This window comes from Yersinia proxima, from assembly GCF_902170785.1.
GTDB classification, from domain to species: Bacteria; Pseudomonadota; Gammaproteobacteria; order Enterobacterales; family Enterobacteriaceae; genus Yersinia; species Yersinia proxima.
Window position 1 is genome coordinate 223,857 of the sequence record NZ_CABHYG010000001.1, and the last position, 13,523, is coordinate 237,379.

Genomic DNA, 13,523 nt, shown 5'->3' on the forward strand with positions numbered 1-13,523 from the left:
ATGGCGTTGGTCGGTATTAATAACGAAAACGAATTTTACTCTAACCACTATTTGGGCGAAGTGTTTACCAGCGATATCCGCGAAGCTCTGGAGCCGTGGAACGAGCAGGAAAATGCCGCTCGTGAAGTAGAGCGCGCTGCCAGAGAACAGGGCGAAGAGTTTACACCCGGCTACCGGGCACCCTGGAATCAGCTAAACAGCCTGGCGACAGCCTTCTTCCGCCAGTTAGCTGAACAGGAAAAACAGCGCCAGATCCCGCAACGACTGGTGGATCAACGCAGCCGCTGGCAGCCACTGATGCAGGCCTTAGGCTATGAGCTGAACCCGCAAATTCAGGTGCTGGAGGACGGTTCTCCTCTTCCCGTGCTAGCGCGTTATAACAGCGCTGATGGCAGTCCGTGGTTATGGATTGTTGAAGCCCACGATGTGGAAGAGGGCACCCTCGATCCGCTTGCGTTATCCTTGCTGAAGGCTCAGTTCCCGGCTGATGTAGATAAAAAGCACCGTGATAATCTGCGTAAAAATGCCCGTGGTGAATACCGTTCCTGGCAGGATCTGATTTCCACCGAAGTCTTCACTCAGCCAGAACCCCCGCGATTTGTCTTGCTACTTGGCAACCGCCAGTTGCTGCTGCTGGACCGCACCAAGTGGGCGCAAAACCGTCTGCTGCGTTTTGATTTCGAAGAAATTTTAAGCCGCCGCGAAACGGAAACGCTGAAAGCGACGGCGGTGTTACTGCACAAAGATTCGCTCATGCCTGGCAGCGGCGCGCCTTATCTCGATTCATTGGATGCCAATTCCCACAAACATGCGTTTGGTGTATCTGAAGATCTGAAATATGCGCTGCGTGAAAGTATCGAATTACTCGGCAACGAAGCGATGCGTTACCTCATTGAGCGAGGGCTGGCAAACTATACGGGTAATCGTGCCGTTAACCCGGAAGATCTCAGCCGTGAATGCCTGCGCTATATGTACCGCCTGCTGTTCCTGTTCTATATCGAAGCTCGTCCCGAACTGGGCTATGCACCCATGCAGGCGCGGACCTATCTGCAAGGCTACAGCCTGGAAACGCTGCGTGACCTGGAAATGATCCCGCTCACCAGCGAAGAGGACAGAAATGGCCGTTACCTGCATGACAGCCTGAATATGCTGTTTAAGCTGGTGCGTGAGGGCTACAAAGGTGGTGAGAAGATCCAGAGCGACTGGATCAGCGGTGAACAGATCAGTGTTCATAGCAATCAGTTCAAGATCCCTCGTCTTGAAAGTCATCTTTTTGCGACAGAAAACACGCCTTATTTGAATCGTGTTGTGTTCCGTAATGAAACGCTGCAACAGGTTATTCAGGCGATGTCCCTGAGCCGTCCAGGCAAAGGGCGTTTTGCGCGTCGCGGGCGTATTTCTTATCGCCAGTTAGGGATTAACCAGTTAGGTGCAGTGTATGAAGCGCTGCTCTCCTATCGTGGATTCTTTGCCAGCCACGATCTCTATGAAGTGAAAAAAGCCGGGGAAGAGTTCAACGAACTGGAAACCGGCTACTTCGTCAGTGCCGATGAGATAACGAAATACCACGATGACGAAAAGGTTTACGAGAAAGACGGCAGCCTGCGTATTCACCGTCGGGGCAGCTTTATCTATCGGATGGCCGGTCGTGACCGAGAGAAATCGGCGTCTTACTACACCCCAGAAGTGCTGACTCGCTCATTGGTAAAATACGCGCTCAAAGAACTGTTTAAAGAGCAGATTGAGCCGATAGCCGATCCGCATGCTAAAGCCGATGCGATTTTAAAACTCACCGTTTGCGAACCGGCAATGGGAAGTGCTGCGTTCCTTAACGAAGCCATCAACCAGTTAGCAGAAGCTTATCTGTTCCATAAACAGCAGGCGGAAGGGCGACGGATTCCGCAGGATCAGTACACCCAGGAATTACAACGGGTGAAAATGTACATCGCGGATAATAACGTCTTCGGCGTTGACTTAAACCCGGTGGCGGTTGAACTGGCGGAAGTCTCCCTGTGGCTGAACGCCATTAGCGGTGACACCTTTGTGCCCTGGTTTGGTTACCAGCTGCACTGCGGTAACTCGCTGGTCGGCACCCGTCGCCAGGTATTTAACAAGAGCGAACTGACTTACAAAAAAGCCAAAGATCCAAGCTGGCTGAACAGCGAATCTGCTGAGTTGTCGATGATTACGCCACGCGATGAAAAGCAGATTTTCCACTTCCTGCTGCCAGACAGCGGCATGGCAAACTACAGCGACAAAACGGTTAAGCAGCGTTACCCGGATGATTATAAACTACTGGATGCCTGGCGTAAGGCGTTTACCGCAAGCTTTGAACCGCATGAAATTAATGATTTGCAGCGTATCAGCGGCAAAGTAGAAGCGTTGTGGAACGCGTATCGTCAGCAGCTTAAAGCCGAGCGCGAAGCCACCGCTGATGGTTATGCCGTCTGGCCATTGCCAGCCGATGCGCAATTGTACTCCAGCATGCGCAGCAAGGACGAGACGTTCAGCAAACGCCACCAGGACAATAGCGTCTATCAAAAACTACGTTGGGTAATGGACTACTGGTGTGCGCTGTGGTTCTGGCCGATTGATAAAGCCGATGAACTGCCGGATCGCAGCGACTGGCTGTTTGATCTGGAGACCCTGCTCGACGGGATTGTGGTGACGGAAGAAGTGACCGCTGCGGAATCAAACTCTATTGCTGATTTGTTTGATTCAGAAGAAAGCATTCGTGAAGAAGCATCACTTTTCTCCGGCACCGGTCGCCTGAAAACCGATGTGCTGTTCCGCCATTTACCGCGCCTGAAAGTGGTAGACGCGTTGCGTAAACAACACCGTTTCTTCCACTGGGATTTAGAGTTCAGCGATCTGTTTGCCGAACGTGGCGGTTTTGACCTGATGCTGGGTAACCCGCCGTGGCTGAAAGTGGAATGGCAGGAAGCGGGTGTGCTGGGTGACTTCGAGCCGGAGTTTGTGCTGCGAAAACTGAGTGCGTCAAAGTTGGTAACGCTGCGGGAACAAACCTTTAACCACATCCCTGCGCTGGAAGATGCCTGGCGCAGTGAGTACGAAGGCTGCGAAGGGATGCAGAACTTCCTTAATGCACAGCAGAATTACTCTGTATTAGCAGGTCAAAAAGCAAATCTCTACAAATGTTTCTTGCCGCAGGCCTGGCGCTTAGGTGCTAATAAAGGAGTGGCTGGGTTCCTACACCCTGAAGGGATTTATGACGATCCGAAAGGCGGACAACTACGTGCTGCTGTGTATCCGAGGCTAAGAGCGCATTTTCAATTTCATAATGAACTGAGTTTGTTTGCAGAAGTGCATCACGCAACGATGTTCAGTATTAATGTTTATGGGCCACAGCAGGTGACACCTTCATTCATCAACATGTCGAATGTTTATGCGGTAAACGCGATTGATGCATCGTTTAAACATAACAACCAAGGGCCTGTGCCGGGCATTAAAGATGAACAGGTAATTGACGGAAAGGTAAAAGTTTTCTGGAATACCACCGGCCACCGTTCTCGCCTCATCAACGTTGGTTTGCACGAACTCTCCTTATTTGCTCGCCTGTACGACGATGAAGGAACTCCAGCCTTACAAGCCCGTTTGCCTGCATTACATGCAACACAGCTAGTCACAGTGTTAGATAAATTTGCTGATCAACCAACGAAATTAGGGGATTTGAGTGGATCCTACTATGCGACGCAACACTGGAATGAAGTCAATGCACAAAAAGACGGTACGATGAGGCGTGAGATTCAATTCGCAGATCATACTTCGCAATGGATTTTATCAGGACCGCATTTCTTTGTGGGGAATCCTTTCTACAAAACGCCAAGAGCAAACTGTACGCTGAATAGTGATTACGACTGCCTCGATCTGTTGACTCTGCCAGAAGACTATTTGCCACGCACCAACTACATCCCTGCATGTGATGCGCAGGAATATGCCAAACGTACGCCGCGAGTGACTTGGACTGAGCTTGGTGAAGATGAGCCGAGGAAGGTGACGGATTATTATCGTTTCGTGAACCGAGAAATGATAGGGCCATCTTCAGAGAGAACACTGATTACAACTATTGTTCCACCGGGTGTTGCCCATATTAACACTTGCCTTGGTTCTGTTTTTAAAAACACTCAAATATTGCTCGATTACTTTGCTATGACTATGTCGGTCCCTTTGGACTATCGCGTTAAAAGTACCGGTATGGGGCATGCTAATACTTCTCTCATAAACCAGTTGCCAGTCCTTACAGCTGATAAATATAGAACTGCTTTACATAGTCGAGCATTGAGTTTGGTTTCGTTGGTGAATAGTTACTCAGAGCTTTGGCAATCCAGCTACACCTCTGATTTCAACACCCAACGCTGGAGCCGCAACCTCACGCAGCTTCCACAAGATTTCTTCGCCAACCTCACGCCAGAATGGCAGCGTAACTGCGCTTTGCGCACCGATTACACCCGCCGTCAGGCGCTGGTGGAAATCGACGTGCTTGTTGCTCAGTCCCTGGGATTAACGCTCGAAGAGTTGCTGACTATCTACCGCGTCCAGTTCCCGGTGATGCGTCAGTACGAAGCTGACACCTGGTACGATCAAATCGGCCGGATTATCTTTACCCCAAGTAAAGGGTTGGTGGGCGTTGGCCTGCCGCGTACGGCGCGTAAAGCTGATTTAAAAAATGGTTTTAGATTCTCGGTTGATAGCCCGGAATGGAAGGGCGGTGATGGCGAGGAGTTGGCGATTGGCTGGGACGATGTTAAACACCTCCAAAGCGGCACTGTCAGTGTGACTTTTGATGACTACACCCGCAGCGATGCTGGTGAGCGCCGCACCGTGACCTGGCAGGCACCGTTTATCAAACCAGACCGCGAAGACGACTATAAAATCGCCTGGGCATTCTTTGAAAATGATAAGGAGAGCATCTGATGCTGCCTTCCGTTGTCAGTCGGCAGGTCGCCGACAGCGTAGCCGAATTTTTACGTGCGGCCTTTCCGCTCAATAGTCCGTTATTCAATGGCGAAGAAAACGAAGATATCAATATGCTGGAGCAGTTTTTGCGCCAGCCAGAAGCGTTGCTGAAAGGGCCGTATCTCTCCGCTCAGTTGCCGTTTCGTAAAAGTACTTTGCCGCTGGATTTCTTCCCCCATCTGTCGCTGCCGTTCCCGCCGCACGCCCATCAGGCGCAGGCTTTTGAACGGCTGGGAAATGACGAGCCACAGCCAACGCTGGTGGCAACCGGCACCGGTTCTGGTAAGACGGAATGTTTCATGTTCCCATTGCTTAACTACTGCGCAGGAACTCCGGGTGCCGGGGTGAAAGCGATAGTGATTTACCCCATGAACGCCCTGGCAACCGATCAGGCCAGTCGTTTTGCTCAAACTATCAGTGGTGATCCACGCCTGCACGGTAAAGTCACCGTTGGCTTGTTTGTGGGTGATAGCGAAGAACACCCTAGCAAAAAAATGTCCGCCGATAAGGTGATTACCTGCAAGCACACGCTGCGCGACAGCCCACCAGATATCCTGCTGACTAACTATAAAATGCTTGACTACTTGCTGATGCGTCCCGGCGACCAAAAGCTGTGGAGGCACAATAAGCCCGGTATGTTGCGCTATCTGGTGGTGGATGAGCTGCATACTTTTGATGGTGCTCAGGGTTCCGATTTGGCCTGCCTGGTGCGTCGCCTTAAATACCATGTCGGTGTAGATAACGCACGTTTTGCCTGTGTAGGTACTTCGGCGACCGTCGGAGATGAACTGGAGCAATTGCTGGACTACGCGCAAACTATTTTTGATCAGCCGTTTACCGATGCAGCCGTGATCCGCGAAGATCGTTATAGCGCAGCCGAGTACCTGCAAGGCTTTGAAATAACTCACAGCCAATATCCCGCGCAAGAAGATAAAAAGGCGCTTGAACCTCATCGTTATGCCACGCCGGTTGACTATCTAAACGGGCAGATTCCCCTTTGGTTCCCGGAGTGTACATTGCGTCTTCCTGAGAATCTGGAAGACGATAACGGGCGTGAAAAACGCGTAGCGCTCGGTGAAATGTTACGTCGCCACAGTGTGTTGCATGTATTACTGCGTGATTTACAGGGTGGCATTCTTTCCGAACAGCAGTGCCTTCAAAACCTACAGGTCATGCTTTCTGAAAGTCCGGAACACGCCGCTTTGGTGTTGCAAAGTATTCTGGCGCTGATTGCTCAGGCAAGGCTGGAAGTGCCGGAAAACCCTGGCGACCATCAGCAGCGAATTGCAGCAGGTAAACCACGCCCGGTCTTACCCTTTGTACAGCTGCGTTCACAATTATGGTTACGTGAAATGCGTCGCCTGGTGGCCAGCGTTTCAAAAACACCGCAACTGGTATTTGCCGATGACCTGACCGTTGAAGACCGAGAACATCATCTGCCGGTCATCCACTGCCGTGACTGCCATGCCACCGGTTGGGTGAGTATGCGCCACGGGCAAAATGTGCAGCTGGAAACCGATCTTGATGGGATTTATCGCCAGTTCTTTGAAAAGGGCCGCTCGATTGTGCTGGCCTTCCCGGATAAGAATGAAAAAGCCGTTAGCGGTGTGCATCAAAAATTATGCCCGGCTTGCCTGAAGCTTAATAAGCAAACCAACGTGCAGTGTGGGCACTGTGGTTATAGCGAAATGGTTCGGGTACTGATCCCTGATATGCTCAAAGAGCGCAAAGACCAGCTTGAGTTCGCCAACGAATGCCCTTATTGCAACAGCAAAAATGGTATCTCGATCCTCGGTTCGCGAGCGGCCAGCTTATCGGCGGTGATGATCCACCAGCTCTATGGCAGTAAGTTTAACGAACATAAAAAGCTGATCACTTTTTCAGACTCCGTGCAAGACGCAGCCCACCGCGCCAGTTTCTTTACTGCCCGTACGTGGCCATTAATGGTGCGTGGGCAGATTGCCCGTTTACTCAATGTGGGTGAAACCTTAAGGCTGGACGAATTCGCCCAGAAAGTTTGCCAGCAAACTCGTGAGTCTTCGACCGATGACGCACATTTCGTGGCGAATTTCATCGCGCCAAATATGCAGTGGCTCAACGATTATCAGACATTAAAAATCGAAGGCCAGCTGACTGAAAATTCGGATCTTCCGGAGTTGGTTCGGTTACGTCTCGACTGGGAAGTGTGGAGCGAGTTTACCCTTCGCGCCAGCATCGGGCGAACGTTAGAAACCACGGGGTTTGCTGCTACCGGTGTGGATACTGAACGGCTTAATCCGGCTATCAAAGCGCTACATCAGCAGCTTTGCGAAGAGCTGGGTGACCTGATGAATGGCGTGACGGTTGAGCAAGTCACACATCTGGCTTTAGGGGTTTTGTGGTATCAGCGCCATGCTGGTGCGGTGATGCACCCGGCATTTGAAAGTTATCGCCGGGATGGCACGACCTTTATGATGACGCAAAAAGAGCGTACATCACGCTACATGCCATCTATCGGCCCGAAAACGCGTAAACCCGTTTACGCCTCATTTGAAAAAATCACCGGCTTCCACCGCCTTATCGGCTCTAAAGACAACCCAAGCTGGTATCAGCGTTGGTTAACCCGCTCGTTAAACAGCGGCGATAATATTTTCATCAGTAGTACTTCGGAAACGATACTGCGGTTGCTTTATACGGCGCTGCAACGTGCAGGAATGGTGACATCTTTCGATACCAAAGGCCGTGAAGCCTGGGGATTGAGTACTTCGGCACTGGTTGTTAGCCGCGATGTCACCCAGCTCAACTGCACGTGCTGCCGGGAAATCGTTTGCGCTCCAACCGAACAGGCGTGGCTTTGGGAAAATGCGCCCTGTATGTCACTGCGCTGTGATGAAGGTCGCTACCAGATTACAGATAGCAAGCCGACGCTGCGTTGGGACAATATGGATATTGCTCGCGTCATGGGGGCTGAGCATACCGGCTTGCTGACCCGCGAAGATCGCGAGGCAACGGAAAAATCGTTCTATCGCGGCACTAAGCCCTGGAACATCAATTTATTATCAGCGACCCCTACGCTGGAGATGGGGATCGATGTTGGCGATCTTTCTTCGGTTCTACTTTGTTCCGTACCCCCGGCTCAGGCTAACTATTTACAGCGTATCGGGCGTGCCGGTCGTAAAGACGGGAATGCATTAAACATTACTGTTGCCGAAGGAAATCCACACGACCAGTTCTTCTTTGAAGAACCGCTGGAGATGATGCAGGGGCAGGTTCAGGCTCCCGGTGTATTTCTCAATGCAGTGGCGATTCTCGAGCGACAACTCGCCGCGTTCTGCCTGGATAACTGGGTAAAAACGGGTGTGCCGGGTTCCGCCATCAGTAAAAACGTGAAGCAGATGCTCGATGAATTGGATACTGGCCGTAAGGGCGGTTTCCCATACAATTTCCTGCGCTATGTGCAGGAACATCGTGTGGCGATTGCCGAACGTTTTGCCGGGATTTTCCCGCAACTGGAAGCTGATACCCTGCTGCAACTGACCCATTACCTCACCGGTGAGCAAAATTATCGTTCGCTTGAACAAAGAATAGATACTGCACTGGCGCAATTACTCGAAGATCGCAAGTCACTGCGTGCACGTATTGATAAGTTGAAATACAGCATCGAGAAGTTGAAAGCTGCGCCGCAGGATCAAAATTACGAAGCTGATTTGCGTGAACTGACTTCTGAGCGTTCAGCATTGCAGTCACTGATTCGTCAAATAAACGACAAGCAGACCCTGAACTTCCTCACTGATGAAGGCTTGCTGCCGAACTATGCTTTCCCGGAAGCCGGTGTGACTTTACGTTCTGTTTTGTGGAGGCGTAAAGAAGGGGGGCAAGAACGTGAATTCCAGAATACAACCTACGAGTATGAACGCCCTGCCGCCACAGCGCTGGCTGAGCTAGCCCCCTTGAATAACTTTTATGCTGGTGGGCATAAAGTAGAGATCGAACAAATTGATCTTAACGTCTCGAAGCCTGAAAACTGGCGGATATGTAGCCACTGCAACTACAGCGAAAATATCGATCAAACTGGTGATCAGCATAAGTACTGTCCAAAATGTGGCACGCCTGTTTGGGCTGATGCAGGGCAGAAAACGACCTTACTGAAATTGCGTCAGGTCTATGCTCGTGCCAGTGCACGCGATAGCCAAATCAGCGATGAAAGTGATAGCCGCGAACCGACTTTCTTCCAGCGGCAGTTACTGGTTAGTTATGAACCTCAGGATGTCACGGCGGCCTATGCCATTGACGAAGGCGAAGTCCCGTTTGGCTTTGAGTTCTTGAGTAAAGTGACTCTGCGCGATATTAACTTCGGCAAGATGGCTGATGATGCCAGCGAGTTGATGATTGCGGGTGACAAAAAGCGACGTACTGGTTTCCAGGTTTGCCTGAGCTGTGGGATGGTAAAACGCCCGCGTAACAATGATCCGCGAAAGGACCATGACCTGAGCTGTAAATACCGAAGCGAGCCAGAAAAAGCGAAGTTTGAAGATTATCTCTATCTTTATCGTCAGCTTGAATCTGAAGCGCTGCGTATTTTATTGCCAGTAACCAGTTACAGTAATGACCGTATTGTTGAGTCGTCACTTGCTGCTGCCATCCAACTTGGGTTGAAACATTACTTTAAGGGGAATGTTGATCATCTGAAGGGGATTGTGTATCGCGAACCTGAAAACGAGGGTGAGTCGTGGCGGCAATATCTGGTCATCTACGATACGGTGCCAGGAGGAACGGGCTCTCTAAAAGAGCTGATGAGAACGCCAGACAACCTGCTGAAATTGTTGCAGCAGGCATATAAGGCATTAGTGGAATGTAGCTGTAATCACGATACCAGCAAAGATGGCTGTTACCGTTGTGTATACGCCTATCGTGACCGTGGGCGCATGAAGTTTGTTTCACGTGACCAATCACGCGTACTCTTGGCGCAAATTCTTAAAGCCAGCGATAAAATTCGCCAAATTAAAACCATCAATAGTATTTCGCTCGACGCAATGATGGGGTCTGAGCTTGAGAAGCGATTTATCAGCTGCTTACAGGAGCAAAAGAGCCTGGTTGTTAGCCGCAGCTACGCGCACCAAAGCGCAGGCTGGGTTATCAACACCCGAGCGGAGTCTTCGTCCAGTTGGCATTTAAAAGCACAGGTAGATTTAGGGGTTAAAGAGGGGGTGGGTATTCCATCGCGCCCTGATTTTGTTCTTTACCCTATTGCGCAATCAGCAGATATAAAGCCAGTTGCGATATTCCTCGATGGCTATGCCTTCCATAAAGACACAGTTTTTGATGACGTTCAGAAACGGCAAGCGATCAAAGATAGCGGGAATTACCACGTCTGGACTATTGGTTGGCGTGATCTTAATGAGGCTGGGTGTAAGCATCTGCAGGATGTACTTGGTCTTGGGCATAATCCGGCAATGAAACAGCCTACGATTTATAACCGATTCCATGATGTCAATTTCGTTACCTTACATACTTCCGTTCAGGACAGGAACAGCTTCGATTTGTTACTTGATTATTTGGCAGAGCCTGAGCAAAAAACGACGTTTTGGAAACAGCTGGCTGCCGCACATGCCTGGGTATGGCTGGATGTTAAGCGCTCACAAGAGCCTGGCGTTCAGCAAAAATATGCTTATGAAATGCAGGAAAATGCCTCACCAGTACGCCAGAAGCAAATTTTACCCGACGAACCTTTTGTTTTTGGCGGGCTTCTGGACAGTTGCGGTTCATCTCAACAATTTATTGAGTTGGCATCAGTACTGCTTCAGAGCTATCTCAAGATCACGCCAACTGCTGATCAGCTGTGTGAGGCATTACGACTACATCTCTGTTTTGATGACCGCCATTCAGAGGATAGCGGTTATGAAGCTGGATTTTATGGTTTCTGGCGCTTGGTGAACCTGCTGCAATTTTTGCCTGATATGTCGTTTACCAGTCGTAAAGCAATACACCAGCCACAAGAAAAATTAGTAGTTGTGCCGATAAAAGCAGCTCAAGAAGTGCAGTCAGATGCCAGTTGGGCAGAAATTATTGAGTTTGAATTACTCACCAGTGAAGAAATTGCTTTGCTTCAGGCTCATGACCTTGGAGCACCTGTTCCTGGCTACGCCTTACAAAACGATCTGGGTGAGATTATTGCAGAAGCCGATCTTGCCTGGCCTGAACGGAAACAGGTCATCATTTTCGAAGATGAGAACTTCGCTTCTCATTTCACAACAAATGGCTGGCAGGTCGCTTTAGGCCCAATCAGCGAAGAAACCTTACAACATCTGTCAGGAGGTGATAAATGACGGTTCAGTCGCCAAAAGTGGCACTTTCTGATGGCTTTTTGGGGGCGTTTGCTCGTATCCCAAAAGCGCAGCAGAAGAAAGTTCAGGAGTTTATTTCTAAGTTTCGCCAGGATCCCACCAGTAATGGGCTGAACTACGAAAAGATTCACGATGCTCGAAGTGCCAATGTTCATTCGGTACGCATTGATCAAACTTACCGCGCTATCGTGCTTAAACCAGAACAAGGCGCGATATATATGCTGATGTGGGTGGACAAGCATGACGAAGCCTATGAATGGGCGCGCCGTCATGACTGTTCGATTCACCCATTAACTGGGGCGATTCAGATTATTGATATTAGTTATATCAAGGCTGCGCCTGAACCTGTTGCACCTGATAAATCTAAGCTGTTTGCTGCATATTCAGCCGATCAGATCCTGGCACTAGGTGTTCCTCCTGTATTTATCGATCAGGTTATGGTTCTTACGGATGTCTATGGGCTTAACCAGCTTGAAAACGTTATGCCTGCAGAGGCCTGGGAGCCACTTCATTGGTTGTCTGAAGGATTGGATTACCAAGAGGTTCTGGAAGAGTTTAACGACCGCAAAGATGTGCCTGTCGATACTAACGACTTCATCGAAGCTATTGAACGCAGTAAGCGTCGATTCCATGTAGTGGAAAATGAGCAAGAACTGCTCCAAATGCTTAATGCACCACTAGAAAAGTGGCGAATCTTTTTGCACCCCAGCCAGCGTAAGTTGGTAGAAAATCCAGCGACCGGACCTGTTCGTGTATTGGGTGGAGCAGGTACAGGGAAAACAGTAGTCGCTATGCATCGTGCAAGATGGCTTGCTCAACGTTTGGGTGATCAACCTGGCAAGAAAATTCTGTTTACGACTTTTACTCGTAACCTTGCTGCAGATATTCGCGCCAATTTACAGCGTCTTTGTTCTCGTGAAGAAATGGCTCGCATCGAAGTTATTAATATTGATGCCTGGATGAGTGAACAACTTAAACGTCATGGTTATGATTTCCGTGTAGTTTATGAAAGCGATGAAGGTCGACGTAAATGCTGGAGTTATGCCTTGCAGCAAGCCCCAGCAGAGCTCGGTTTATCTGATAATTTTTACGCGGAAGAATGGGCTCGGGTAGTGCAACCCAATGCGGTCTACAGTCGTGAAGACTACCTTAAAGTTAGTCGGCTAGGGCGAGGAACGGCATTGTCACGTATTCAGCGAGCCAAAATATGGCCTGTATTTGAAGAGTTTCGTTCCCAAATGGCACGCGCAAAGTTGCGTGAAATGGGGGATGCGATGCATGAAGCGATTGTCCTGTTTAAAGAAAAACAGGTTCAGTTACCTTATAGCAGCATTGTGGTCGATGAAGCCCAGGATATTGGTGCTCCGGCCTTTACTCTAATTCGTAGTCTGGTACCTGAGTCGCCTAATGATCTGTTTATTGTCGGTGATGGGCATCAGAGGATCTATCGCAATAAGGTTGTTCTGGGGCAATGTGGCATTAATGTCCGTGGCCGCCGAAGTAAGAAGCTAAAAATTAACTACCGTACAACCGAAGAAACTCGTCGGTTTGCCGTTGGGTTGTTGACTGGAGTTAAGGTAGATAACCTAGATGGTGAAGCAGATGCCAGCAATGATTATTTGTCATTGCTGCATGGTGATTTACCAACCATAACGCATGCTACCGATTTTAAAGAAGAAGCAGGCACCATCGTTAAACAGATTCAGGCGTTACTGGCTAATAATGTGCGTTCCCAGGATATTTGTATAACGGCCCGTACCAAGCACGCCTATGACCGTTATGCTTCTGCGTTAGATGATGCTGGAATTGAAACTTATTCTTTAGGCCAGGACAGCGGTGATACTGATCAACGTTCTGGGGTGCGTATGGCAACGATGCATCGCATCAAAGGACTTGAGTTCCAGTATGTCTTCCTTGCCGGGATTAACGATGGTGTTGTACCTGAGGTGAAAGCAATAACTTCAGATGATCCTGTAGAGAAACGTGATGCGTTGTTCAATGAACGAGCATTGCTTCACGTGGCAGCAACACGTGCAGTAAAAGGATTATTTGTTTCATCATACGGTAAACCTAGTTTCTTACTGGAGCCTGAAAGCGAGTAACACAACCAGATAACCAGAAGCTGTAGCTTCTGGTTATCTGCATTTTAGCCCTAATCAATATCGGCCACTGATTTGCTGATTTGGTAAGGATTAGGAAATCAAGTGGCACATGGAAGGGCTT

3 protein-coding genes are annotated in these 13,523 nt (G+C 49.5%); all 3 read left to right on the top strand.

Annotated elements, in window-relative coordinates:
• Genes FTB31_RS00975 through FTB31_RS00985 form a run of 3 tightly spaced genes read left to right on the top strand, consistent with a single transcriptional unit; the run spans nucleotide 1 to nucleotide 13,402 of the window.
• Nucleotides 1–4,935, top strand: coding sequence for a class I SAM-dependent DNA methyltransferase (locus FTB31_RS00975; RefSeq protein ID WP_227731008.1), 4,935 nt, complete (start codon nucleotides 1–3; stop codon nucleotides 4,933–4,935).
• Nucleotides 4,935–11,282: a DEAD/DEAH box helicase gene (locus tag FTB31_RS00980; RefSeq protein ID WP_227731013.1), complete on the top strand. Its 6,348-nt coding sequence runs from the start codon at nucleotides 4,935–4,937 to the stop codon at nucleotides 11,280–11,282. Before FTB31_RS00975 ends, FTB31_RS00980 begins: the two co-directional genes overlap by 1 nt.
• Nucleotides 11,279–13,402 carry an ATP-dependent helicase gene (locus tag FTB31_RS00985; protein WP_227731015.1) on the top strand — a complete coding sequence of 708 codons (2,124 nt, stop codon included), beginning with the start codon at nucleotides 11,279–11,281 and terminating at the stop codon, nucleotides 13,400–13,402. Before FTB31_RS00980 ends, FTB31_RS00985 begins: the two co-directional genes overlap by 4 nt.
• Nucleotides 13,403–13,523: the final 121 nt, after the last annotated feature.